Genomic DNA, 23036 nt, shown 5'->3' with positions numbered 1-23036 from the left:
CGTATCCGTCATTCGGGATCGTAGCCGAAACGTTTGAGCTGGCGCTCGTCGTTGCGCCAGTCGTCGCTCACCTTGACGTGTAGTTGGAGGAAGACCTTTTTCCCGAGAAATTCCTCCATGTCCTCGCGGGCGGCCTGCCCCGCGCGCTTGAGCTTTTCGCCTTTGTGTCCGATGAGAATGCCTTTCTGCGAGTCGCGCATGACGTAGATCGTGGCTGCGATGCGGTCGATCGCAGGCTCCTCCTTGTAGCTGTCGATCTCGATCTGGCAGCTGTAAGGAATCTCCTTGTCGTAGAACTTGAGTATCTTTTCGCGGATGATCTCCGAGGCGAAGAAGCGCAGCGATTTGTCCGTCAGCGTGTCCTTCGGATAGAACGCCGGTCCCTCGGGCAGCAGCTCCAGAATCCTGCGGAACAGCCCCTCGACGTTGAACCGCTCCTTGGCCGACACGGGGATGATCTCCGCCGCGGGCAGCCGGTCATGCCACTCGTCCACCAGCGCATCGAGCGCTTCGGGGTTCGAAAGGTCGATCTTGTTGACGACTACGATCGTCGGGATGCCGCTCTCGCGGATGCGGCCGACGATCTCGGACGAACGGTCGCTCTGCTCGACGGTGTCCGTAACGTAGAGGATCACGTCGGCGTCGCCCACGGCGCCCGTTACGAACTTCATCATCGACTCCTGCAATTTGTAGCTGGGTTTGAGGATGCCCGGCGTGTCGGAGAAGACGATCTGGAAATCGTCGCCCGAGACGATGCCCATGATGCGGTGGCGCGTGGTCTGGGCCTTGGAGGTGATGATGGAGAGCTTCTCGCCCACGAGGGCGTTCATCAGCGTCGATTTTCCGACGTTGGGGTTGCCGATGATGTTTACGAATCCGGACTTGTGCATGCGATACTGTCGTTATAGTGAACAAATGTACGAAAAAAACGGTAAAAAATCGTCCGGAGGCGTTTTTTCGCTTCCGCAAGACGTTTCGGCCGCTCCGGCCGGAAGACGGCGGTTGCGGGCGCTTGCGCGGATGTCCGCACCTCGCTTCGGCGGAGGGGAATGAAAAGGAACCGGATGAATCCGGCAAATGTCCTGCCGAATATCCGGTTCCCTGCGAAAAAAGTGCCGGCTTATGCGCCGGAGCGGAGGATCATTCGAAACCTGCTACGTCCGCGAGGCTGACGGGGTAGATCTGATAGGTTCCTCTGTAGATCTCCATCACGCCGCTCAGGTCCGCCGTCTTCTGAGCGATCGTCCTGTCCTTGAATACGGCGTAGTTGGTTACACGGGCGGCAATGGTGATTCCGTTGGCTCCCGTGAAGTTCGTGGTGGTGGTTTTGCCGCCCACGACCCACGTGGTCGCCGATTTATCGGGCGTCAGGGATTTCACGGTTACGTACTGTCCGAGGTAGTCGCCGGCCTGCGTGTCGTCGATCACGGGAACCTTCATCTCGGCTTTGTCTCCCGTGGCGAAGACAGTCGCCCTCTTCACTTGCGGGAGCCCCTGATAGAGGTCGTATTCGGCGTATTTCAGGCTGACGATCACCTCCGAGCCGACCGGCAGGGTGGCGTCGGTATAGTCCATGCCCTTGAGGATGATGCCCGAACCGGGTTCGCCCGTATTGTCCACGAGCGAGAGGATCTGATAGAGGTTGCCGCCTTCGTTGTTGGCTGCGATGTAACCTTTTACGGCCACCAGATCGCTCAGCGGCGCACCCGGTTCGAGAGCGGCCAGACGCGCGTTGAGCTCCTTGACCGTGAGTGCCTCGCTTTCGTCGGGCATCACCTCCTGCTGGGTGTTCTCGATGGAGATCGCCATCGTGTTGAGGTATTTCACGTCCGATCCGGAGACGCCGACCGCATAGCCCCTGACACGTACTTCGCGTTTTTCGAAGCTGGAGATGTTGAGCGAGCTGTTGGGGTAGACCACCGAACCTACGACGGACGTTCCGTCCACTGCCACGTTATAGTGGTACTGGTAGTGCTGGTCGCGGTAAGTGGTGAGCGTACCGACGTATTCGATGTAACGGATGTCCGGTGCTAAGACGTATGCGTCGAACTGCTCGGCCTCGAACACTTCGGGTTCGGGCTGCGTGAAACTACCCTTGCCGAGCACCGTGATCTCGCTCGATTCGCCGAACTGCTTCATGCCTCCGTATTCGGTGGTCGCGCCTTCCACCGAGACGCGGTCGCCTACGGATGTACCGTGGTTTTTCTTGAACACGAGGATCGTGCCCGTGTCGTCGCGGACGAGGAAACCCTTGCTGTGGGTGCCGATCACCTGTCCTTCGATCTTGTAGATTTCGTCGATGGGACCGGCGAGCACTTGGTCTACGGTCGACAGAGGCACTTCGTCTTCGGCGCCGAAGACGATCTGCTGACCGCCGTCGCCCGCGAGCAGCAGCACGTCGTCGATGCGATTGGCGCTGCCGATCTTAGCCGTGAATTTGATGTAAAGGGTTGAAGTCCCCTCCGGCAGCGTGAAGTCGGCCGTGGCCAGTCGCCATTGTCCGGGATCGTCGGCGACGCCGCCGAAGTCGTAATCGAGTTTCTGAGACCACATCTGTCCGTCGGCGGAGAGCCGTACCTCGAAGTCGGAGGTAATGAATTGGTTGCTGCCGCCTTGTGAATAGCGCTGCGCGCCGAAGGTGAGCCGGAGATCGCGCGACGGAACGGCGATTTTGGCAATCGTGAAATGGTTGGGAGCCGTAGAGAAGAAGATGTTGTTCTTGCCCGAGCCCTCGTAGAGCGAGAGGCTGCCTTTCGAGGACTGGTTCGACCGCACGGACATATGTTCGTAATCGTAGGTTACCTGATCCGCGCCCGAACCTTTGTGGTTGATCCAGCCGTCGAACTGATCGAGGAAAGGCCACTGGCTGCCGTCGCCGAAGGTTTCGGACGAGAGCGACTTGTCGAACGTCGAGTAGTAGATCGCTCCGTCGGGTACGGGTTCTTCGTAGACGCCGTTGTCCTTAACCTCGACCGGAATCGTGTAGAGGTAGTTCTTGTACGATCCGAAGAGCCAGCCCGTAATGGTGAGTACGTGGTTGTCGTACTGCTCCTTGAACCGGTCGCTCATGTAATCGAGACTGCCCTGTACCGAGGTGCCGTCGATTTCGACGTTGACGTAGTTGCCGGAGACCAGCACGGTGCCCGTGTAGGTCGCGTAGCGGATTTCGGGAGCGTCCATATAGGCTTCGATGTCCGCCGTCGAGAGAACCTCGGGCCGGGGGAGCGCCGCCTCTTCGTGTCCGGTTTTTTCGAGTTCGCAACCCTTGCCGAACTGAAGCAGTCCGTTGCGGATCTCGGTCTTGCCCGAGACGGTTACGATGTCGCCGACGGCAAGGGCGTGTTCGGCACCCTTGAAGGCGTAGATGCGAGCGTCGTCCTGCTGGAGCAGTACGCCCTGTTCGTTCGTACCTACGACCGTCGCGCCTTCTACTTCGAACGAAGAGCCGGCGTCGGCCGCGAGCACGTCGGCCAGCGTGCCCTTGCCGCCCTGAACGACGAAGCGCGCTTCGGTGAGGCGGATGTCGCCGCCCGTGCAAGGCATCAGTTGGAGCGTCGTGTTGTAGATGCTCGCGATGCCCGATACCGAACCGCTCTTGTCGGTCGGAATCGCCTCCTGTGCGTAATCAGCAGTCTGGAGCGTGTAAATTTTGAAGGATTTGCCGTCGCGCGTCTCCATCGAGACGTTGCCTTTGTTGCTGTCGGAATTCCATGTGCCGGTTTCACCGGCTTCGGGCTGTACGGCTTCGATCGTTACGTACTGCGATTCGTACTCCTTGAGCTTGTCGGCCGCGATGGTTATCGGCTTCAGCGGATCGATGTGTTCCGCTACCTCGGGTTTGTTGCCGGTCGAAAGTTGTAGTTGGCCGTTGTAGAGCTGTGCCTGAGCGTCGCTGAGCGAAACCTCGACGACATCGCCGCGGACGAACGTGTTATCCGCTTCGTCGATTGAGAGTGCGAGGCCGCTGCCGCCCTCGGCGGTGTCGTCCGCGACGTTGACGAGGAACGGACGCTGATTGCCGCTTTCGCGGTCCGAAACGACGATCCCGCGGAGCGTCAGTGCGCGGATCTCGTCGGGCAGGTCCGTTTTTTCGGCTGTGGGGCCGGTTGCGAGAATCTTTTCACGGATCGGAGCGACGTTGGTTTCGGCGGCCGGCGTACGGACCGTCTGCTTCACGGTGCAGCGGCCGGTGTCGGCGGCTCCCTGACTGCCGAGGGCCGTAACGACGATCGTGCCCGTGCGGGCTTCCGTATTGGCTTCCACCGTAACGTTCAAGGTTGCGGAACCTTTGCCGCTTTTGCGGTCGAGAATGATCCAATCCTCGGCCTCGACGGTCCATTCGAACGGTCCGTTGAGCTTGATTTCGAGCGTTTGAGTCTGTGTCTGAGCGCAATCGAATTCGAGCGATTCCGTAACCGCGATTTCGGGCAGTGCCGCGTCGTCGGCATCGTCGTCCGAACAGGCGTGGAAGACCGCGCCGAACGTTAACATGGATACTGCGAGGAGCATCCGTTTCCAAAAAGAATGTTGCATCGTCTGTAGAGTTTTTTGTGGAAAATAACGGGACGAAAATAATATTTATTACGATGCCGTCGAATGAAACGGATGTTTAATTCGTGTGAAATTCGTTTTCGGTTCTCTTCCTGTTCATTAAAAAAAGGGCTGTCTAACGAGTTTTAGACACCCCTTTTTATTCGTACCGCTATTCGGGGACTTTTCCGAATACGCGATTCTCGGAGGATTGAAAAAAACTTGTCGGACAGCCCCTTTGCGATGCTGAGGCGCGGTCAGCGTCTCAGGCCCGCACGCGGCATTTTCAGATTGCCGCCCGCCACGGCCTTCATCATCTTGCGCGTCTGCTCGAACTGCTTCATCAGGCGGTTGACGTCCGCGAGGGTCGTGCCGCTGCCCTTGGCGATGCGTTCGCGGCGGCGGGCGTTGATGATTTCGGGGTGCTCGCGCTCGGCGGGCGTCATCGACGAGATGATCGCCTCGGTCTGCTTGAAGGCGTCGTCGGGAATATCCACGTTCTTGAGTGCCTTGCCCATGCCCGGGATCATCGAGGCGAGGTCCTTGAGGTTGCCCATCTTCTTGATCTGGGCGATCTGACCCATGAAGTCGTTGAAGTTGAACTGGTCCTTGACGATCTTCTTTTTCAGCCGCCGCGCCTCCTCTTCGTCGAACTGCTCCTGCGCACGCTCCACGAGCGACACCACGTCGCCCATGCCGAGGATGCGGTCGGCCATGCGTTCGGGGTGGAACACCTGCAGGGCGTCCATCTTCTCGCCGCTCGATATGAATTTGAGCGGTTTGGCGACCACCGAGCGGATCGAGATGGCCGCACCGCCGCGCGTATCGCCGTCGAGTTTGGTGAGCACCACGCCGTCGAAGTCGAGGCGGTCGTTGAACTCGCGGGCCGTGTTCACGGCGTCCTGACCCGTCATGGCATCCACCACGAAGAGGGTCTCCGAAGGTTTCACGGCCTCCTTGATCGCCGCGATTTCCCGCATCATCGCTTCGTCCACGGCCAGACGTCCCGCCGTATCGACGATCACGACGTTGTACGACTTCTGGCGGGCGTAGCGGATGGCGTTCTCGGCGATCTGCACGGGATTCGTGTTTCCCGCCTCGGTGTACACCTCCACGCCGATCTGACCGCCGAGCACCTGCAACTGGTCGATGGCGGCCGGACGGTAGACGTCGCCCGCCACGAGCAGTACTTGACGCCCTCTCTTGCTTTTGAGGAACGAGGCCAGCTTGCCCGAAAAGGTCGTTTTGCCCGAACCCTGCAAACCCGCGATGAGGATCACGGCGGGGGTGCCTTCCAGCCGGATGTCGGTGGCCGTGCCGCCCATCAGGGCCGCCAGTTCGTCGCGCACGATCTTGGTCATCATCTGACCCGGCTTGACGGATTTCAGCACGTCCTGTCCGAGTGCTTTGGACTTCACTTCGTCGGTGAAAGTCTTGGCTACCTTGTAGTTGACGTCGGCGTCGATCAGCGCGCGGCGGATCTCCTTGAGGGTCTCCGCGACGTTGATTTCCGTGATGCGGCCTTCGCCCTTGAGGAGTTTGAACGACCGTTCGAGTTTATCGGTTAAATTTTCAAACATGGTACGGTGGGTTGACTTGTTTTTTCGTTCTGACGGCAAAGATACGAAAAGTCGGGCGCAAAAACGAATTTAATTCGTTTTTGCCGGGACGGAGTACTCTACATGCAGGCCGAAAGCCGGAATTTTCGCCGGGAAATCGCCATGCGCATGATATGAAACGTCCGGCGGCGTGGAGCGGGGAGGAATCGGGATCGTCCGATCCGTCGTCGCCTCGGGTGCCGGTGTAAGCCCCGTTGTCTGTCCGGCTGCATGTCCGGCCGGCCGGACATTTGCTGATTTTCCGGTTGTCGGTTTTGCTTCTGACGGAGGTCTTGTTGCCGGTCCTCCGTTTGCGCGCCGTTCGGCCGGGGGCTGCCCCGCCGGAACAAGGAGACGACGACAGAGGGGAGATTCCCGAAAGAACCTCCCCTCTGTGGTTGAGCTACCTGGATTCGAACCAGGAACGACAGAACCAAAATCTGCTGTGTTACCGTTACACCATAGCTCAATCGTCCGCTCGAAAGCGTTTGCAAAGGTACATAAAAATTCAGAATATCCAATTCTTCGACGAAAAAATGGTGTAAGGCGGAGACCGTATTTCGTTTTTTTCTATTTTAGCAGGAAATCCCGCGCGGAACGAGTGCGGAGTGAACGGCTCGTTTCTTGCAGTCGGACGTCCGGTGCCGTATGTGCGGTGTCGTTCGTGCGTCGGTTTTGTCGTCCGGCGGCGGTTCCGCAAGACGGCGTTCGCCGTCTTATGGAAGGTGCGGGGAGGAAAGGCGGTTTCCGGTTCCGGCAGGCTGGGAATGGTGCCCGGAAATGAGGGCTGGGCCGGAAAGCGGGGCTGTCGTCCGGGCGGTGTGCGGCTGCGGGCGAAACCGCAAGACGCCGCCGTCTGCGTGAGGAGGCCGGGTGCCCCTCCTTTCGGACGTTTTCCGCAAACCGGATGCAGCGCCGGCCCTGATCCGGGCTCTGCCGGGCGAAGTTCGCATTGCGCCCGGCATACCGTAACCGCCGGTCGAATGGGTCGAATTAGTTACATGGAATGCCTATGATTCTTGCGATGATTCTGATTTTCGTGTTGGGCTATGCGTGCATCGCCCTCGAACACAAACTCCGGGTGGACAAAGCCGCCGTCGCACTGCTGATGAGCGGTGCGGTCTGGACCGTCCTCAGCCTCTTCGGCCACGACGCGAACATGACGCACGAATTGGTCGATAAGCTGGGCGATACCTGCGAAATCCTCGTCTTCCTGATCGGAGCCATGACCATCGTCGATCTGATCGACTTCCACGGCGGCTTTTCGGTCATCACCGGCCATATCACCACCCGCAACAAGCATAAGCTGCTGTGGCTGCTGGCCGTCATCACCTTCTTCATGTCGGCTGTGCTGGACAACATGACCACCACGATCATCATGGTAATGTTGCTGCGGCAGATGATCCCCGATCAGCGCGAGCGGTGGATCTACGCTTCGATGATCGTCATCGCGGCCAATGCGGGCGGCGCGTGGTCGCCCATCGGCGACGTTACGACGATCATGCTCTGGATGCGGGGCAACGTGAGCGCCGGACCGTTGGTGGAGTCGTTGTTCCTGCCGTGTCTGGCTGCGGTGGCGATTCCGACCGCCATTGCGGCGCGGTATATCAAGGGAAGCCAGACCGCCGCCGTGGATTTCAAGCCCGACGACTCGCTGCCCGCGGGCGTGGGACCGCGGATGAGCCATTTCATCCTGATCGTCGGCGTACTGAGCCTGTTGTTCGTGCCGGTCTTCAAGAGCCTCACGGGACTGCCGCCCTATATGGGGATGATGGTGTCGCTGGGCGTGATGTGGGTGCTGACGGAGATCCTCTACGACCGGAAGCCGAATATGGAGGAGTCGATCCAATGCCGCGTGTCGAAGGTGCTCAAACACATCGACATGCCGACGATCCTCTTTTTCCTTGGTATCCTGATGTCGGTGGCCGCGCTGGAGAGTGCGGGCGTGCTGGCCGATCTGGCGGCGCTGCTCGATAAGGGGCTTCACGAAGTTTTCGCCATCGCGGGCATCATCGGACTGCTCTCGTCGGTGATCGACAACGTGCCGCTGGTAGCGGCCAGCATGGGGATGTATCCCATCGCCGATGCGGCCGCAATCGCTGCCGCGGCCGATCCGGCCTACATGCAGTCGTTCGTGGCGGACGGTCTGTTCTGGCATCTGCTGACCTACTGCGCCGGTGTGGGCGGCAGTCTGCTGATTATCGGCTCGGCTGCAGGTGTCGTGGCGATGGGGCTCGAAAAGATCAATTTCGCTTGGTACTTCAAGCGTATTTCGCTGCTGGCCTTGGCCGGGTACTTCGGGGGCATCGCTGTGATCTGGATCGAAAAATTGTTGTTCTGAACTCCGGAACAATCGGGGCGCGGACAGTCCCGGCCCCGCGGCGTCGTTGCTGTACCTTCCCCGGAGGCTCGGGCATGCGGTGCCTCCGCCCCGTCCGTTTGGTTTTGGCACGGCCGCCTATGCTGTTTTTTCGGCGCACGTCTTATCCGTTCGGTTCGCCCGGTTTGCTCGGTCCGGACGTGCGGTCTGTCCGGGTTTCGGCATTCGGGCCGGCCGTTCGTCGGCCGCAGGACCGCGACGATCGGTGCGCGGCCCTTTTAGGCATATTGTTTGGAGGGTTCCGGTCGTAACCAAAATACAGCGACGATGAAAAAAGCACAGGAGGGTCCGTTCGGCGAACGGATCGAGACCGACCCGACGGTTCGCGGCATCAAGGTGCGCACGCAGCGGACGCTGGCCGATTCGATGCATGTGGAGTGCCCCGAGCCGTCGCCCGACGGCAGGGTGGGGCGTGAAAAAGTCGAGGAAGATACGATGCTCATCAACCCCGACGTCAACAGCATGGACAGCAGGGGATAACGCTGAAAGGGACAGCCCGACGAATCTCCGTTGAACGGTTCCGCCCATGCCGGAACAAACTCCGGCATGGGCGAAACCGTTTCCGAGGCTGTCGTACGGCTTCGCCGTTTGCGCTCCGCTACGGCACGGTCGCAGGCCGCTCCGCCGTCGCCCGTATGACCTTATGCCCCCGCTGCCTGCGTTATTTCACCTTGGACATGAATTTCTCGCGGTCCACGATGTAGCGGATGTGAACCCCTTCGCCGATCATCCCTTCGGCGTCGCGGGCGCCGACGTTGAAAGTCAGTTTGCGGCCTTCTACTTCGGCGAGCACGGCCGTCGCGGTGATTTCGGCACCCGCCCCGGAGGGTTTGATGTGGGTTACGTTCATCTCGGCGCCTACGGTCGTGGAGCCTGCGGGAAGCGCGGCGGCTACGGCCCTCATAGCCGCATTCTCCATCAGCGCCACCATGGCCGGCGTGGCGAAAACGGGCAGGTCGCCCGAGCCCATTTCGGCGGCCGTGTTGTCTGCCGCCACCACGGTGCGGCTTTGGCAGGTGAGTCCTTTTTCCAACATAATATCCGGAAAGTTTTGTTCGTTTGACTTGTATAATCGTTATCTTTGTTGCAAAGGTATAATTATTTATGTTTATCCGCAATTTTATCTTCCGCTCCGATTTCGTATCGGCGTGCCATGCGCCTGCACGGCGGTTCCGGCAGTCTGCCGCCGCGCCCGTGCGACGGGGTGCGTGCCGCTCCGAAGCGTGCGCTCGGGCGGCCGGCGACGGGTTGCAGGCGAATTGCCGGCGGAGGATCGGGGACGGACAGACATGCCGTTTTTTGCCGGCGATGAAGAGGGCGATTTTTCTTTTGGCCGCCGTGCTCGGCCTATTATCCGCTGTCGATGCCGCGGCCCAGCCCGCGCGGCGCGGTTATTTATTGCAGGAGTGGACGGTCGTGAACGGCGATTCCGTTCCGCTGATCCATATCGCGCCGGTCTACATCTTCGACCGGCCGGTCGATCTGCGCCGCTACCGCAAGCTGGTGGACGCCGTGAAGCGGGTCTATCCCGTGGCGCAACTCGCGCGCCTGAAGATGGCGGACATGGAAGAGGAGCTGCTCCGATTGCCGGACAGAAAAGCCCAAAAAGCCTACATCAAACAGATCTACAACGAGATCAAGGAGGAGTATACGCCCGTGCTGAAGAGGATGACCCGCACGCAGGGCAAGGTGCTGCTGAAACTCATCGACCGGGAGACGGACTACACGGCTTACGACATCCTCAAGGAGTTTCGCGGCGGATTCGTGGCGGGATTCTGGCAGGGCATATCGCGCATCTTCGGCCAGAACCTCAAATCGGAATACGACAAGGACGGACAGGACCGCGTCATCGAACAGATCATCGTCTACTACGAGGCGGGACTGCTCTGAGGCTTGCCGCAGAGGGATGCAGCGCCGGTCCGTGCCGACCGCATCCGTGCGGAGCGGTCGGTCGTGTGCGTCGTCCGGTCAGCCGCAGACCGTCTGTCCGAGCGGACGGTTTTTCTGCGGTGCCCGGTTCATGCCGGCGACGGGCCGATCGGAGGAGGGGTGGCGGCCGACGGCCCGGGCAGGTTTGCGGTCCGGCCGCTGCAGCGGCGTTTCGGCTGGGGCGCTCGTCGCACGGATGGAAGATCGCGGCGACGGGCGGCCCGGGGTGAGTTTCCGGACCGGCTTCCGCGGTGCCGGTTCGTGGAAGGCCGGCGTTTGTCGGGGACGAGATTGCGGCTCGGTCGGAATACGACAGAACCGGCGTTTCCGGCGGATATGCCGCACCGCTTCGCAGTGTGCGCCGCACCGCTGCTTTCGGACCTGTATGATGGGAAACGCCCCTTTCCCGGCGGGTCGATTCCGCGGAAAGGGGCATTCCGAGCGGTGTGGGCGTGGCGCTAACTCCGCATCTTTTCTTTGAGGCGGTTGGCTGTCTCCGCGACTTTACCGGCGGCGGCAGCCACTCCCTCTTTCATCTTGTCGGTCGCTTTCGCTACTCCCTCTTTGATCTTTTCGGAGGTGTTGTGCAGATTCTCCTTCGCGTCGTTGCGTACACGTTCGGCTTTCGCCTCCGTGCGGCGTGTGGCGGCGTCGATCTTTTCCGAAGCGTCGTGCAGCTCTTTGCCGGCTTCGCGGCCGATGCGTTCGCCTTTCGTCTGCGCGCAAGAGGTGGCGGCGTCGGTCTTGCGCGACATCAAATCCATCGTTTCGCGGTCTTGCTCCGCGTTGGAGCTGCCGGCCGTATTGATACTCCGATGGTCCATGTCAAGCGTTTTTTTTGTGATTGATGAGCGAAACGATCCACAGCAGGATGACGGCGCCTGCGATCGAGGTGAGCAGACTGCCCAGCGTTCCGACCGGAATCCAGCCGAACCAAGAGAAGATCCAGCCGCCCAGCAAGCCGCCGATGACGCCGACGACCAAATTGACGAGCAGCCCCGAGCCGCTGCCCTTGACGATCAGGTTGGCCAGCCATCCGGCGACCAGACCGATCAAAAGATACCATAAGAAATACATAACCGCAATGTGATTTAGTTTTCCATTGCGGTTGCAAATTCCGTTCCTTTTTTCAGATATTTATCCGGCGGCAAGTTTCGCCGGACCGGCTCGGAGGCGTTGCGAAGTTCTCCTCGCCGGCTCTATGCGGCAGCTGCGTTCGTAGTTGCCGCATACCGCTTTCGTGGTCGGATCGAGTTCGGTGCTGTGCCATGGCTCGCATCCGGAAGCGGGTGCCGGCACCGGCGGGACGAGCCTCCGCCCGTTTCATTTTGTCGCGAGCTGCCTGAGCGCGCGTGCCAGCTGGTCGGGGCAGGAGGTGCCTTTGCCCCGACAGTCGATACCGCTCAGTCTGGCGATCGCCTCGGCAGTTTCCATACCTTTCACGAGCGCCGAAATTCCTTGCAGGTTGCCGTGGCAGCCGCCCGTGAACACCACGCTGCGGATCGTGCCGTCTTCGACTGCGATGTCGATTTGCCGCGAACAGGTCCCGTGCGGCGTATAGGTGAGTTTCTGTTCCATGACGTTTTTTGCGGTACAAAAATAACGGGTTCTGCGGATTCGTGCAATTTTTTGCGGAGCCGAGAGCCCGGACGGCCGTATTTCAGTCGTGCGGGATGCAAAAAACCGCGGTCGGGAAGACCGCGGTTTTGCATCCTAAGTTTTTTATTTCTGCTGGGCCTGCGGCAGATCCGACGGGTCGGCTACGACCATGTCTTTGTTGATGCGCAGCGTTACGTCGCTGTCCACTTCGATCAAAAGGGTGTTGTCCTTGACCTCTTTGACCGTGCCATAGATGCCTCCGGCGGTAATGATCTTGCTGCCCTTTTTGAGCGATTCGCGGAATGCCTGCATCTGTTTGCGGCGTTTGGACTCGGGTCGCCACATGAAGAGCCAGAGGACCAAGACCATGAGGCCGATCATGATGAGCATGCTGTATTGCTGCATGAAACCCGGCTGGGGCTGTGCGACGGCCTGAAGTAAATGAATCATAGTTCGTTGTTTTTAAGAGTTTGCATTTATCGGTTAACGGGACAAAGATACGAATTATTGCGGGATTCGCAACATTATTCCACTTCGGCCTCGACATAGATTTTCAGCGGTTTCCGACCGCCGGCAAACCGGACCTCCAAAAGTTTGAACTGCCAGCCGGTGAGCCCGCGGGCGTCGAAGATCATCCGTGCGGCCCGCTTCTCGCCGGGCAGAATGGGCTGATTGTCAAATTCCAGTGTCGTGCATCCGCAGCTCCGCGTGCATTCGGCGACGACCGCCGGACGATCCGAGGCGTTGTGCAGGATCAGCGGCTTCACCGCGATTTCGCCCGAGCGCATATAGCCGAACCGCACAGTATCCGTGCCGCCGGAGCGGAGAATCGCGTCGGAAAAGACGATGGTCTGTCCGCTCGGAGCGGCGTGCTTCTCCGTCCGGCGCCCTCCGCAGGACGCACAGGCCGATGCGGCGGCGAGCAGAAGTAGGATCCCCCCTATGCGCATGTCAGATCAGCCCGCGGCCGCTTTTGAGGATGCGGTTGTCGGCCGTGAGCGCTTCGACCATCTTGTCCAGTACGCCGTTGATGAAGACGCTGCTGCCCGGGGTGGAGTAGTATTTCGATATTTCGATATACTCGTCGAGCGTAACCTTCACCGGTATCGAGGGAAACGAGATGAGCTCGGCCATCGCCGTGCCGATAATCAGATTGTCCATGAAAACGATGCGTTCCACGTCCCAGTTCCGTGTGAATTTTTCGATGTATCGCTGGTTGTCCGCGTAGTTGACGAGCGATTTCTCGAAGAGGGTTTTCACGAAATCGAGGTCGTCGTCGCTTTTGAATTGGGGCAGGACCTTCGCTTCGAGGTGCGAAGGTCGCAGATTCGACAGCGTGCGCAACACCATCGCGATGATGTAGCCCAGATCGCCGTCCCACAGGATCGACATCTCTTCGAGCGCCGTGTCCAGCGCGTCGTTGTCCTGCATCTCCTTGAAGAAATCCTCGACGAGTTTCCGGTCGTCGGCGAACGAGCGCTCTTCGCGCGCCATATAGTCTCGGTAGTAGTCGCTGTCGGTGAGCTGCATGTAGAGCGTGCGGATCAGATCCGGTTGCTGCGCCCAGCCCAGCTTGCGGGCTGCGAGCCGGTCGTTGACCGAATCGCTGTTCGCCAGCACGCGGATCACGGCATTATCTACGAATTTGGTGTTGGGGTTGAGATCTTCGTGGGTGGGAAGTTTTTTCCGGCGGTTCAGTTCGATGCGCTGTTCGCCGTAGCGAACCAGCTCGGCCGGCAGTGCAAGCATCTGGAAATAGAGGTCGTAAGCCTTGTCGATGGAGGCCAGCAACGATTTTTCGGAAGCGATCATGCTGTCCGCATCCGATTTCAGATGCGCGTAGAGGGCTTTTATCACCTTGATTCGAAGTAATCTTCTGCTCAACATATATAGAACGGTTTCTGCATTTTGCGGTGCAAAGATAGGAATAAAAAACGAGAATGGGAGCGGATCGGGGCAAGAAGGTTGCAAGCAAGGGATTTAGAGAGGACCGGACTATGCTGGCGAAGCCGAGCGGAAGCCGTCGGGAAGCCGACTGAAACCTGAGCTGCATTATTTTCCCGTTGCTCCGATCCGAATGGCCAAGGCGGTTTCGGAAGGATTTCGAAGCACTGGAATACGAGCTCTGTGCGTCTTGTTCCGACTGCGAATATAGCCGGATTTCCCGAATTCGGACAGAGGAAGGCGAAAAAAGTTATGTCTCGGGTGCGATTGCATGGGTTCGATGCGATTTGCGTATCGAAGAACAGTTCTGCAAGGAATGGTTTTGTAACCAAAGATTGCCGACAAATCACAATCCGCAATACCGGAGCGGGAATTAAATCGGATGCGGCGGCTGTACGGCGTGGAACTCGGTGCGGGGCGTTCCGTCGCACGAATCGTTTGGGCGGGCGACGCGGGACGGGGGCTGCCCATCGGCATCGGACGGGATGCCGGCACGGTCGAGGCTGCGGGCTTTGTCTGCTTCGGGGGCTCGACTACGAACGGCTGGCCCTTAACGCCGGCCTCTGCGAACCGCCGGATTCTTTGATCGCACCGGTCGCGTTTCGGAGCGTTTCATCCGCTGTTCTGTATCCGAATCCGTTGGATTGCATTTTTTCCGCAGACTGCACCGGTGTCGCTGTCATACCGATTGCGACGGGAATTACGACGCAAATATTTTATTGTATTAAGGTTTTATTTTGGTCATTTCAGACGAAAGTACCGGCTGGGATTTGGATTCGAAATAATTTTGTATATCTTTGTTTTATAAACAGATAGCAAAATGCTATCCGGATAAACTTTATAAAATTATTTATTTATGCAGAAGATTTACAAAGTTTTGAAGGTTGCGGTTGCCGCCTCGCTGTTATCCGGCGTTGTCCTGTGCGGCGGCTGCGCCCGCGACGGGATTCTGCCCGTCGAAGAGCCGACGGTGTCGGATGCTGTCGGTCCGGATCATGTAAGCGTCGAATCGGCGCTGGCGGCTTTGGCTCGCTTTCAGGCGGACGATCCGACGACCCGCTCGTCGGATGTTCCGGCCGTATCGCATGTGGATGTGCTGATGCGCAGCGAGGTTTCTCCGGCGACGCGCACGTCGGGCACCGCAGCGGATGCCCCGCTGTGCTACATCGCTCAGTTCGAAGGGGGCGGCTACGCGGTTCTCGGAGCCGACGCGAAGCAGGGCGGCGTGATCGCCTATGTGCCTCAAGGGAGGCTGACGGCCGCGGATATGGCGGCGGCTAAGGCCGCCACGGACCGCGGCGAGGACTACGAAACGCCGACCTACATCCATGCTTGCATGGTGGCTTACCTCGAAGCGGCGGCGGACGGAAAGGTGGAGCGGGAAGCTGAAGCGGAGAATGATATGAAACCAGAGACTCGCATTGATGTGCCCGTATTACCGGAATGGCCTTTTGAACCTATTCCGGATTATGTGTTATTGATGAAGACGACGTGGCATCAGGATTATCCGTACAATGCTTATTGCTATACGTATGACGGGAAACAAGCAAAAGTCGGTTGCGTGGCATTGGCTCTGGGACAAATTCTGGCTTATAATATGAAAACCTTCGGAGTGGGGCCCGATGTGTTGATGCCTCACAATGGATTGATCGGCAATAATTTTCGCCCCAATTGGACTCATATTACCAAAGCTATTGAAACAGCTACTCCGGCTGCCACATATCTTTATGCGATTCAGAGGTATCTTTCGGAATTGGGAAAGGCGGTCGGGATGAACTATGGAGTCGATGAATCTTTAGCTAATTCCGCTTTGGATGTTCCGAATTTTTTGAAAAGAATTCTGGGATATACGAATATCGCCTATAAAGAGATGACAATTGAGGATATTAGAACCCAGTTGAGGTTTAACAAAACGCCTGTTTATGCATGCGGATCGGCTCGATACGATGACACCAGTTTAGGTATTGAAAAGGGCGGACCTCATGCATGGGTTATCGATGGATGGCAGGAAAAAACTGAATGGCATGGCACTGGAGGTGGTGTGGTCGGTGATGTATCGGTTAAGGTAGATTACGTATATTGTCGTTATGGTTATGAGGATGCCAAACACGATGGCTGGGTGAAGTATGATGTGCTTGCCAGTCCTGTTCTCAAAGACGAAATTTATCAAGGTATAAACATGGTTAGTTATTATCTCAATAAATAATAAAATATTATGAATCAATATTTAAGAAGTATTTTTATATTCTTGTTGGTAATTTTTTTGGTAAGCTGCGACAAAGATGATAACCCTGCACCTATGTCGGTGTCTACGCCTGAACCTGCCGAAACGCATCCGGTGGAGACCGTATTGGATGGAACATATTGGAGGCAAGATAAAGTCTGTTTCGTTTATACGAAAAAATGGGCACAAGGAGAGCTGGAATTTTCCGATGATATTATAAATGAGTCCGTCCAATGGTCGGGCGGAAAATTTTATTATCCGCGTTTAGAGATCTTTTCCGTAGAGCCGGATACCCGTAAGGTTCGGGAGTACGATTCGGGTACCTACGTCGGATCGTACTATTATCACAATCGGTATATCATGGAATACCCGGATGGAAACCATGTGCTTATCAGAGCTTTGGATGAATTGACAGGCTATGTGGGCGCAGCGTTCAATGTTCCTTTGGAAGTGGTTTCCTGTACGGATGAAGAAATCATCCTCGACGGACCGATCAAACCGTATATCTGGCAGGAATGGAAGTTGGATGAGATATCGGAGTATCAGAATATCATCTATCTGGGTATTCGCGTCTATTGGACCAAAATCGAGAACGGAGCCGAACTATTGGAGCCGTCGAATCCTCTCGACTGATTTCGAAGTAGACGCTTCTTTGGGGTAATCCCGCTCTATGGAGCGGGATTTTTTTATCAGTTTTGTTTTTGATATTTGCAAGCGAATACCTTTTTTCCTACATTTGTATCAGTCATCCATTAAAACGCCTTATTCTATGAAAACATTCTTAGCAAAACCGTTGTTTCTGATCTTTGCGTCTCTTTTCGTTTTTGCCTGCGATAAGGACGATTCTCCGCAGTTGCAAGCCTCACAGTTGGAAGAGATTATAGCCGGCCATTATTGGAACGAGAAGATTCATTTCATGGTATATGGTTCGTTAGATCAATGGCCGAAAACGATACATGAACATTCGGAAGATATCATTGAATTTTTTAGATCGGATGGTAGCAATCCGTATCCCGACCAGACGACGCTGGATCAAATCTACGTTGAAAAGGATACCCGAAAGGTATGGCGTTATATGAAGGACAAATACGGAGGATATGTAACTCATTATCAAAATAGTTATAAGATTACATACGATGATGTGAACCGGTCGATCCGTATTTGTTCGCCTTTCGATTCGTTGACCTATATGAACGCGGTAACGGAATCCGAAATGAGAATCGTATCGATGGATGAGAACGAGATCGTTTTCGATGCGCCGATCAAACCGTTCATTCGGGAGCATTGGCATTTGGATGTTCTTTCCGAGAGTCATTATGAGGATTACCTCGGTATTCGGATTCATTGGACGAAAATGAATCCGAGTGCGTTTCAATCCAGCAAACCGTTGGATTGAGATTTTAGCGGCGCTTTTTCGGGAGTGCGTCCCGCTCTGCGGAGCGGGATTTTTTTATCAGTTTTGTTTTCGATATTTGCAAGCGAATGCCTTTTTTCCTATATTTGTATCAGTCATCCATTAAAACGCCTTATTCTATGAAAACATTTTTGGCAAAACCGTTGCTTCTGATTATTGCGTCTCTTTTCGTTTTTGCCTGTGCCGAGGACGACGATCCGGTATCGACACCTGTTTTGACACCCGACACCGGGATCGTATCCGCAAAACATCCGGTCGCACAAGTGCTCGAAGGCAACTACTGGCAGGAAAAGATCTGTTTCACATATCAGGAGACAGGAAGAGATAATCCTTATTCGAGCGATATACAGATTACTGGGGACATTGTCGATGAGTTTGCTTGGGAGGGAAAGGTTATGATCGACGAACGTCTCGATATATTTTATGTAGCATCCGGAACGGGAGGTGTCCATGCTTATGAATACGATCAGTCATATACGGGAAATTGGTATTATCGCAAGCGGTATTGGCTGGAGTATCTTGCCGATAACCGGGTTCGTGTCAGTACGGACGACGAGCATAGCGCCTATTACGGTGCCGATTCGAATATCGATCTGCGTGTGGTGAGTTGTACGGATCGAGAAATTGTCTTGGATGGGCCGATCAAACCCTATATCTGGCAGAACTGGGATTTGACGCATGCATATGAAATGAGAGGACACATGTATCTGGGTATCCGTGTCTATTGGACCAAAATCGAGAACGGAGCCGAACTATTGGAGCCGTCGAACCCGCTCGACTGATTTCGAAGTAGACGCTTCCTTGGGGTATTCCCGCTCTATGGAGCGGGATTTTTTTATCAGTTTTGTTTTCGATATTTGCAAGCGAATACCTTTTTTCCTACATTTGTATCAGTCATCCATTAAAACGCCTTATTCTATGAAAACATTCTTAGCAAAACCGTTGTTTCTGATTTTTGCTTCTCTTTTCGTTTTTGCCTGCGCCGAAGACGCCGATCCGGTGCCTGCGTCGGAAACGCCACGTCTGGAGGATATCATAGCGGGAAATTACTGGAGCGAAAGCATCCATTTTATGTCTTATAGAACAGGGGTTTATTGGCCGAAAATAGAAGAATCCGATGAAGATATCATTACGGGTTTCGATCTTGCCGGTGGTCTTTCGTATGCCGATCAGACAGCATTGGATAAAATTTACGTCGAGAAGGATACCCGAAAGGTATGGCGTTATATGAAAGATAAGTACGGCGGATATGTGGGACATTACCGGAACAGTTATACGACCAGATACGATGACGTGAACCAGTGTATCCGGATTCTTTCTCCGTTCGATTCGCTGGCATTTATGAATGCTGTGGTGGGTTCAGAAATGCAAGTCGTCGAAATTCTCGAAGACGAGATCGTATTCGATGCACCGCTCAAACCTTTTATAGAGGATAATTGGCTATTGAATCGGTTCAATTCCGGACGAAAATATGTGGGCATTCGGATTCATTGGACCAAGACGGATCCTAATGCCCTTCAACACAGCAAACCTCTCGACTGAATTTATTAGCGGCGCTTTTTCGGGAGTAGTGCGTCCCGCTCTGCGGAGCGGGATTTTTTTTATCAGTTTTGTTTTCGATATTTGCAAGCGAATACCTTTTTTCCTACATTTGTATCAGTCATCCATTAAAACGCCTTATTCTATGAAAACATTCTTAGCAAAACCGTTGCTTCTGATCTTTGCGTCTCTTTTCGTGTCGGCCTGCGATAAAGACGATAACCCTGCACCTATGTCGGTGTCTACGCCCGAACCTGCCGAAACGCATCCGGTGGAGGCCGCATTGGATGGAACATATTGGAGGCAAGATAAAGTCTGTTTCGTTTATACGAAAAAATGGGCACAAGGAGAGCTGGAATTTTCCGATGATATTATAAATGAGTCCGTCCAATGGTCGGGCGGAAAATTTTATTATCCGCGTTTAGAGATCTTTTCCGTAGAGCCGGATACCCGTAAGGTTCGGGAATACGATTCGGGTACCTACGTCGGATCGTACTATTATCACAATCGGTATATCATGGAATACCCGGATGGAAACCATGTGCTTATCAGAGCTTTGGATGAATTGACAGGCTATGTGGGCGCAGCGTTCAATGTTCCTTTGGAAGTGGTTTCCTGTACGGATGAAGAAATCATCCTCGACGGACCGATCAAACCGTATATCTGGCAGGAATGGAAGTTGGATGAGATATCGGAGTATCAGAATATCATCTATCTGGGTATCCGCGTCTATTGGACCAAGATCGAGAACGGAGCCGAACTATTGGAGCCGTCGAATCCGCTCGACTGAGTTGCGAAGCGGACATTCGAGAGGGCTGTCCCGCAAATTTCCTGTCCCTCCCTTTTGGAATCGGCCTATTCGGAAAAAAGCTTGCGTAACGATGCAGTTAAAAAGAGGTTGTCTGAAACTTATCGGACAGCCTCTTGTTTCGTCAGAATTTGTCCGGAATATTTGCTGTCCGGCCCATGTGTTTTTTGTGTCGAGACACAATTCCGACGAATCGACCCCTCCCCGTTATGAATCTGATTCGTGCAAATATGTCGTCGTTTTAAGGGCGATGGCACTTTCGAGGCTGCAATCCGTCGGTTCGCTTCGACGATCCGGTCGGGCTCGTCCGCCCGACCGATCGAAAAGCGGATGGTTCGGCATGTCGCAGCGGATGCGGAATCGGAGCTCGTATGTGCCGGACGGAGCGTTTTCGGAAAGGCCTTCCGACTGGAAATTCCCTTGGATCGGTTGCCGGATCATGTTCGTTGCGTGGTCTGGAAGGAACGCGATCCTGTCGCTTGGCTGGGTGAACGGCTCTGCATGATGGAGCCGGAGGTGTTCGAACGGGCGTGTCCGAAAGCCGGGGGCAATCGAATCCGAATCCGAAACATCGGGCGGAAGTATCTGTGTGCCGGATGATGTTTTTTCCGTGTTGCCGCATTGCGCTTTGCCCATTGTTTCGTACCTTTGCGACCGTATGGAACAGACCGAAACAACTGCTGTCCGCCAGCCCTACGACGTGATCGTCGTGGGTGCCGGAGCCGCAGGTATGATGGCCGCCGGAACCGCCGCCCGCAACGGACGGCGGGTCCTGCTGCTCGAAAAAATGGAAAAGTCGGGCCGGAAGGTCCGCATCACCGGCAAAGGACGGTGCAATGTAACCAATGCCCGTCCTCCGGAGGATTTTGCGGCGCACGTGAGAGCCAACGCCTCGTTTTTCGCCCCGGCTTTCGCGGAGTTCGACAATAGGGCGACGATCCGGTTTTTCGAACGCATGGGGGTGAAACTCGACATCGAGCGCGGGGACCGCGTTTTCCCCAAGAGCGGCAAAGCTTGGGACATTGCCAATGCGCTGTTGGAGTTTTGCGTGGAGAACGGCGTGAAGATCGAATACAATACGCGCGTTACGGAGATCATGACGGTCGGCAGCCGCGTCTTCGGGGTGCGTTACCTCAACCGGCGCGGCTTCGTGCGCAAGGAGGAGTGCCCGCAGGTGATCGTCTGCACGGGCGGCGTCTCCTATCCGGCAACGGGATCGACGGGCGACGGCTATGCGTTCGCCGCCGATCTGGGGCATACGGTCGTGCCTGTGCGTCCGTCGCTGACGCCGCTCGTAACGTCGCACCCGCAAGCGAAATATATGGATAGAGTGTTGCTGCGCAACGTGCGTGCGACATTGGACATCGACGGCGAAACGGTGCGCGAAGAGTTCGGCGAACTGGGCTTTTCGGAACGGGGCATAGACGGTGCCGTGGCGCTGCGCATGAGCCGCGATGCGGTCGATGCGCTGATCGACGGACGCAGCGTGAAGCTGACGTTGGATCTGAAGCCTGCGCTCGCCGACGAGGTGCTGCGCGAGCGGATCCGGCGAGAGATCGCGGAGATGCAGCCGACGGAGTTCTTTGCCGAGCTGCTGCGCAAGCTGGTGCCGAAACCGCTGGTCATGCCTTTGGCGCAAGAGTTGGACATCCATTCGAAATGTTATATCGAGAAGATCGCGGACGGGCAGATCGAACGCCTCATCCGAGTGTTGAAAGGGTGGGTGTTTCCGATTGCGGATTATGCGCCGTTCGAGTACGCCGTCGTTACGGCGGGCGGCGTGAGCTGCGACGAAGTGGATCCGCATACGATGGAATCTTTGAAAATCAGGGGGCTTTATTTCGCGGGCGAGGTGCTCGATCTCGATGCCGATACGGGCGGCTACAACCTTCAGATCGCTTTCTCGACAGGTCGTATGGCAGGGATGTTGAAGAGACGGAGATGACGTTGGGAGGGCGGTATATTCGGTTGCCGCACTTGTCGGCCCGGGTCGGGGAGCTTCGCAATCGGCTCTCGCGGGCGCGTTATTTCCGCGGACACGGCGTGCATTCGCCGTTCGTCTATTCGGTCGTCCGGCAGGTTTTCATGTCGCACAGACTGCTCTCTGCGGAGACTTCGCTGCGGGATGCGCTCGTTGCGGCGGGGGTTCCCGAGCGCCGGGCGATGGAGTTGCAGAACTTGATGACCCACTGCGAATACCGCACTTTCGCGATCGACGAGGCGTCGGCCGAGTTGTGCGTTGCAACGCGCATGCTGCCGAAGGCGGAGACGCTCCGGCTGGTGCGGACCGCCTGTGGGAGAGGCGCTACGATCGCCGTGATGGAACCTTATGCCGACCGCGACCGGGAACGGATGTGCGGAGCCATCGTGGCCGGACACGGCTCCACGACGGTCGATAATCGGGGCTATCTGTTGATATTCAACAATAAATACCTTCCGAAACAACATTTTAGAATATGAAAGTATATACCAGAACGGGCGATAATGGAACGACTTCGCTTGTCGGAGGCGAACGGGTGCGTAAGACGGACGAACGGGTCGAAGCCTATGGCACGGTGGACGAATTGATGGCTTTTACCGCCTTATTGGGCGATTGTCTGCGCGAAGATCCGTCGCTTGCGGATCGGGTGGAAGAGCTGAACCGCATCCTGTCGCAGCTGATGACGGTCGCTGCTTCGCTTGCTACGGGCAAAGGGGGCGAAGACAAGGTCGTTCCGTTGGGCGAGGAGGCTGCCGGGTGGCTCGAAAGCCGGATCGACGCGATGCAGGAGGCGCTGCCGCCGATTGCCAAATTCACCATTCCGGGCGGTCATCGGGCCGTTTCGATGTGTCATGTGTGCCGTACCGTCTGCCGGCGTGCCGAACGGGCTGCGCTGCGCGCCGACCATGCGTACGGAGCGGAGCCGTCGGCATTGGTCTATCTCAACAGGCTGTCGGATTATTTTTATCTGCTGGGGCGTACCTTGACGGAGTATTTCGCTGTGGAAGAGACGCTATGGATTCCCTGATGCGAAGAGGCCGTTACAGATGCATGATGTTTCATACTATTTTCTTGGTTTGTATCGTTTTTT

The 23036-nt window shown here is 56.2% G+C and carries 23 protein-coding genes and 1 tRNA gene; 12 read left to right on the top strand and 12 right to left on the bottom strand.

Annotated features, from left to right (window positions below):
- Positions 1-8 precede the first annotated feature (8 nt).
- The 4 genes from era to BN3659_RS02250 form a co-directional block, all read right to left on the bottom strand.
- Positions 9-890: a GTPase Era gene (gene era / locus BN3659_RS02265; protein WP_091534231.1), complete on the bottom strand. Its 882-nt coding sequence runs from the start codon at positions 888-890 to the stop codon at positions 9-11.
- A gap of 250 nt (positions 891-1140) precedes the next feature.
- Positions 1141-4533, bottom strand: coding sequence for a DUF5689 domain-containing protein (locus BN3659_RS02260; protein ID WP_091534230.1), 3393 nt, complete (start codon positions 4531-4533; stop codon positions 1141-1143).
- A gap of 254 nt (positions 4534-4787) precedes the next feature.
- Positions 4788-6110 (bottom strand): signal recognition particle protein, encoded by a 1323-nt coding sequence (gene ffh, locus BN3659_RS02255; protein ID WP_091534228.1) that lies wholly within the window; start codon positions 6108-6110, stop codon positions 4788-4790.
- Between the two features lie 413 nt (positions 6111-6523).
- Positions 6524-6597, bottom strand: a tRNA-Gln gene (locus tag BN3659_RS02250).
- Between the two features lie 543 nt (positions 6598-7140).
- Between BN3659_RS02250 and nhaD the strand changes: the two genes are divergently transcribed.
- Both nhaD and BN3659_RS02240 read left to right on the top strand, forming a co-directional pair.
- A complete protein-coding gene (nhaD, locus tag BN3659_RS02245; RefSeq protein ID WP_171847679.1) occupies positions 7141-8469 on the top strand; it encodes a sodium:proton antiporter NhaD in 1329 nt (442 codons plus the stop codon).
- Between the two features lie 306 nt (positions 8470-8775).
- Entirely contained in the window at positions 8776-8988 is a 213-nt protein-coding gene (locus BN3659_RS02240; RefSeq protein ID WP_091534226.1) for a hypothetical protein, read from the top strand.
- A 181-nt stretch (positions 8989-9169) separates the two neighbouring features.
- On the opposite strand, the gene BN3659_RS02235 is transcribed toward BN3659_RS02240, so the two are convergent.
- The gene (locus tag BN3659_RS02235) at positions 9170-9544 is read right to left on the bottom strand and encodes a thioesterase family protein (protein ID WP_091534224.1); all 375 of its coding nucleotides are present in this window, start codon (positions 9542-9544) and stop codon (positions 9170-9172) included.
- 272 nt (positions 9545-9816) lie between these two features.
- Here BN3659_RS02235 and BN3659_RS02230 point away from each other — a divergent pair, with 272 nt between their 5' ends.
- Positions 9817-10398: a DUF4294 domain-containing protein gene (locus BN3659_RS02230; RefSeq protein WP_091534316.1), complete on the top strand. Its 582-nt coding sequence runs from the start codon at positions 9817-9819 to the stop codon at positions 10396-10398.
- 497 nt (positions 10399-10895) lie between these two features.
- Here BN3659_RS02230 and BN3659_RS02225 read toward each other — a convergent pair whose 3' ends face one another.
- The 6 genes from BN3659_RS02225 to BN3659_RS02200 all read right to left on the bottom strand — a co-directional run bounded on the left by BN3659_RS02225 (position 10896) and on the right by BN3659_RS02200 (position 13923).
- The gene (locus BN3659_RS02225) at positions 10896-11261 is read right to left on the bottom strand and encodes a hypothetical protein (RefSeq protein WP_091534222.1); all 366 of its coding nucleotides are present in this window, start codon (positions 11259-11261) and stop codon (positions 10896-10898) included.
- 1 nt (position 11262) lies between these two features.
- A complete protein-coding gene (locus tag BN3659_RS02220; RefSeq protein WP_091534220.1) occupies positions 11263-11514 on the bottom strand; it encodes a GlsB/YeaQ/YmgE family stress response membrane protein in 252 nt (83 codons plus the stop codon).
- 246 nt (positions 11515-11760) lie between these two features.
- The gene (locus tag BN3659_RS02215; protein ID WP_091534219.1) at positions 11761-12015 is read right to left on the bottom strand and encodes a TIGR03905 family TSCPD domain-containing protein; all 255 of its coding nucleotides are present in this window, start codon (positions 12013-12015) and stop codon (positions 11761-11763) included.
- Between the two features lie 144 nt (positions 12016-12159).
- Entirely contained in the window at positions 12160-12486 is a 327-nt protein-coding gene (gene yajC, locus BN3659_RS02210; RefSeq protein ID WP_091534217.1) for a preprotein translocase subunit YajC, read from the bottom strand.
- A 74-nt stretch (positions 12487-12560) separates the two neighbouring features.
- Complete coding sequence (locus BN3659_RS13585; protein WP_224757819.1) at positions 12561-12986, bottom strand: DUF1573 domain-containing protein; 426 nt, start codon at positions 12984-12986, stop codon at positions 12561-12563.
- A gap of 1 nt (position 12987) precedes the next feature.
- A complete protein-coding gene (locus tag BN3659_RS02200) occupies positions 12988-13923 on the bottom strand; it encodes a transcription antitermination protein NusB (RefSeq protein ID WP_091534215.1) in 936 nt (311 codons plus the stop codon).
- Positions 13924-14836: 913 nt separating this feature from the next.
- On the opposite strand from BN3659_RS02200, the gene BN3659_RS02190 reads away from it, so the two are divergent.
- From BN3659_RS02190 to BN3659_RS02165, 6 genes are all read left to right on the top strand, one after another.
- Positions 14837-16186: a C10 family peptidase gene (locus BN3659_RS02190; RefSeq protein ID WP_091534212.1), complete on the top strand. Its 1350-nt coding sequence runs from the start codon at positions 14837-14839 to the stop codon at positions 16184-16186.
- A 9-nt stretch (positions 16187-16195) separates the two neighbouring features.
- The gene (locus BN3659_RS02185; RefSeq protein WP_141682458.1) at positions 16196-16837 is read left to right on the top strand and encodes a hypothetical protein; all 642 of its coding nucleotides are present in this window, start codon (positions 16196-16198) and stop codon (positions 16835-16837) included.
- Positions 16838-16973: 136 nt separating this feature from the next.
- Positions 16974-17600, top strand: coding sequence for a hypothetical protein (locus tag BN3659_RS02180; RefSeq protein ID WP_141682457.1), 627 nt, complete (start codon positions 16974-16976; stop codon positions 17598-17600).
- A gap of 137 nt (positions 17601-17737) precedes the next feature.
- The gene (locus BN3659_RS02175; protein ID WP_141682456.1) at positions 17738-18400 is read left to right on the top strand and encodes a hypothetical protein; all 663 of its coding nucleotides are present in this window, start codon (positions 17738-17740) and stop codon (positions 18398-18400) included.
- A gap of 136 nt (positions 18401-18536) precedes the next feature.
- The gene (locus BN3659_RS02170) at positions 18537-19160 is read left to right on the top strand and encodes a hypothetical protein (RefSeq protein ID WP_141682455.1); all 624 of its coding nucleotides are present in this window, start codon (positions 18537-18539) and stop codon (positions 19158-19160) included.
- Between the two features lie 142 nt (positions 19161-19302).
- Entirely contained in the window at positions 19303-19947 is a 645-nt protein-coding gene (locus BN3659_RS02165; RefSeq protein WP_141682454.1) for a hypothetical protein, read from the top strand.
- 225 nt (positions 19948-20172) lie between these two features.
- Here the strand turns inward: BN3659_RS02165 and BN3659_RS12735 are convergent, their stop codons facing one another.
- Positions 20173-20601, bottom strand: coding sequence for a hypothetical protein (locus BN3659_RS12735; protein ID WP_141682453.1), 429 nt, complete (start codon positions 20599-20601; stop codon positions 20173-20175).
- Between the two features lie 22 nt (positions 20602-20623).
- On the opposite strand from BN3659_RS12735, the gene BN3659_RS02155 reads away from it, so the two are divergent.
- The 3 genes from BN3659_RS02155 (at position 20624) to BN3659_RS02145 (ending at position 22973) form a co-directional block, all read left to right on the top strand.
- On the top strand, positions 20624-21910 hold the full coding sequence (locus BN3659_RS02155; RefSeq protein ID WP_091534198.1) for a BaiN/RdsA family NAD(P)/FAD-dependent oxidoreductase: 1287 nt from the start codon (positions 20624-20626) through the stop codon (positions 21908-21910).
- Between the two features lie 140 nt (positions 21911-22050).
- Positions 22051-22425, top strand: a complete 375-nt coding sequence (locus BN3659_RS02150) for a hypothetical protein (RefSeq protein WP_224757820.1) — start codon at positions 22051-22053, stop codon at positions 22423-22425.
- The gene (locus BN3659_RS02145; RefSeq protein WP_091534195.1) at positions 22422-22973 is read left to right on the top strand and encodes a cob(I)yrinic acid a,c-diamide adenosyltransferase; all 552 of its coding nucleotides are present in this window, start codon (positions 22422-22424) and stop codon (positions 22971-22973) included. Before BN3659_RS02150 ends, BN3659_RS02145 begins: the two co-directional genes overlap by 4 nt.
- Positions 22974-23036 lie beyond the last annotated feature (63 nt).

The organism is Alistipes sp. CHKCI003 (genome assembly GCF_900021155.1).
In the GTDB taxonomy this organism is placed as follows: Bacteria; Bacteroidota; Bacteroidia; order Bacteroidales; family Rikenellaceae; genus Alistipes; species Alistipes excrementavium.
Note: the sequence above shows the minus strand (reverse complement) of the source record. Positions and strands in the feature narration are given on the sequence as shown.

What these genes read in the sequence shown, in the direction of transcription:
- BN3659_RS02175 (WP_141682456.1), top strand. Translation starts at nt 17,738, where the DNA reads ATGAAAACATTTTTGGCAAAACCGTTGCTTCTGATTATTGCGTCTCTT.
- BN3659_RS02150 (WP_224757820.1), top strand. Translation starts at nt 22,051, where the DNA reads ATGTCGCACAGACTGCTCTCTGCGGAGACTTCGCTGCGGGATGCGCTC.
- BN3659_RS02180 (WP_141682457.1), top strand. Translation starts at nt 16,974, where the DNA reads ATGAAAACATTCTTAGCAAAACCGTTGTTTCTGATCTTTGCGTCTCTT.
- BN3659_RS02260 (WP_091534230.1), bottom strand. Translation starts at nt 4,533, where the DNA reads ATGCAACATTCTTTTTGGAAACGGATGCTCCTCGCAGTATCCATGTTA.
- BN3659_RS02220 (WP_091534220.1), bottom strand. Translation starts at nt 11,514, where the DNA reads ATGTATTTCTTATGGTATCTTTTGATCGGTCTGGTCGCCGGATGGCTG.
- BN3659_RS02165 (WP_141682454.1), top strand. Translation starts at nt 19,303, where the DNA reads ATGAAAACATTCTTAGCAAAACCGTTGCTTCTGATCTTTGCGTCTCTT.
- BN3659_RS02145 (WP_091534195.1), top strand. Translation starts at nt 22,422, where the DNA reads ATGAAAGTATATACCAGAACGGGCGATAATGGAACGACTTCGCTTGTC.
- ffh (WP_091534228.1), bottom strand. Translation starts at nt 6,110, where the DNA reads ATGTTTGAAAATTTAACCGATAAACTCGAACGGTCGTTCAAACTCCTC.
- BN3659_RS12735 (WP_141682453.1), bottom strand. Translation starts at nt 20,601, where the DNA reads ATGGGCAAAGCGCAATGCGGCAACACGGAAAAAACATCATCCGGCACA.
- BN3659_RS02170 (WP_141682455.1), top strand. Translation starts at nt 18,537, where the DNA reads ATGAAAACATTCTTAGCAAAACCGTTGTTTCTGATTTTTGCTTCTCTT.
- era (WP_091534231.1), bottom strand. Translation starts at nt 890, where the DNA reads ATGCACAAGTCCGGATTCGTAAACATCATCGGCAACCCCAACGTCGGA.
- BN3659_RS02200 (WP_091534215.1), bottom strand. Translation starts at nt 13,923, where the DNA reads ATGTTGAGCAGAAGATTACTTCGAATCAAGGTGATAAAAGCCCTCTAC.
- BN3659_RS02235 (WP_091534224.1), bottom strand. Translation starts at nt 9,544, where the DNA reads ATGTTGGAAAAAGGACTCACCTGCCAAAGCCGCACCGTGGTGGCGGCA.
- BN3659_RS02215 (WP_091534219.1), bottom strand. Translation starts at nt 12,015, where the DNA reads ATGGAACAGAAACTCACCTATACGCCGCACGGGACCTGTTCGCGGCAA.
- BN3659_RS13585 (WP_224757819.1), bottom strand. Translation starts at nt 12,986, where the DNA reads ATGCGCATAGGGGGGATCCTACTTCTGCTCGCCGCCGCATCGGCCTGT.
- BN3659_RS02240 (WP_091534226.1), top strand. Translation starts at nt 8,776, where the DNA reads ATGAAAAAAGCACAGGAGGGTCCGTTCGGCGAACGGATCGAGACCGAC.
- BN3659_RS02155 (WP_091534198.1), top strand. Translation starts at nt 20,624, where the DNA reads ATGGAACAGACCGAAACAACTGCTGTCCGCCAGCCCTACGACGTGATC.
- BN3659_RS02190 (WP_091534212.1), top strand. Translation starts at nt 14,837, where the DNA reads ATGCAGAAGATTTACAAAGTTTTGAAGGTTGCGGTTGCCGCCTCGCTG.
- BN3659_RS02225 (WP_091534222.1), bottom strand. Translation starts at nt 11,261, where the DNA reads ATGGACCATCGGAGTATCAATACGGCCGGCAGCTCCAACGCGGAGCAA.
- BN3659_RS02185 (WP_141682458.1), top strand. Translation starts at nt 16,196, where the DNA reads ATGAATCAATATTTAAGAAGTATTTTTATATTCTTGTTGGTAATTTTT.
- yajC (WP_091534217.1), bottom strand. Translation starts at nt 12,486, where the DNA reads ATGATTCATTTACTTCAGGCCGTCGCACAGCCCCAGCCGGGTTTCATG.
- nhaD (WP_171847679.1), top strand. Translation starts at nt 7,141, where the DNA reads ATGATTCTTGCGATGATTCTGATTTTCGTGTTGGGCTATGCGTGCATC.
- BN3659_RS02230 (WP_091534316.1), top strand. Translation starts at nt 9,817, where the DNA reads ATGAAGAGGGCGATTTTTCTTTTGGCCGCCGTGCTCGGCCTATTATCC.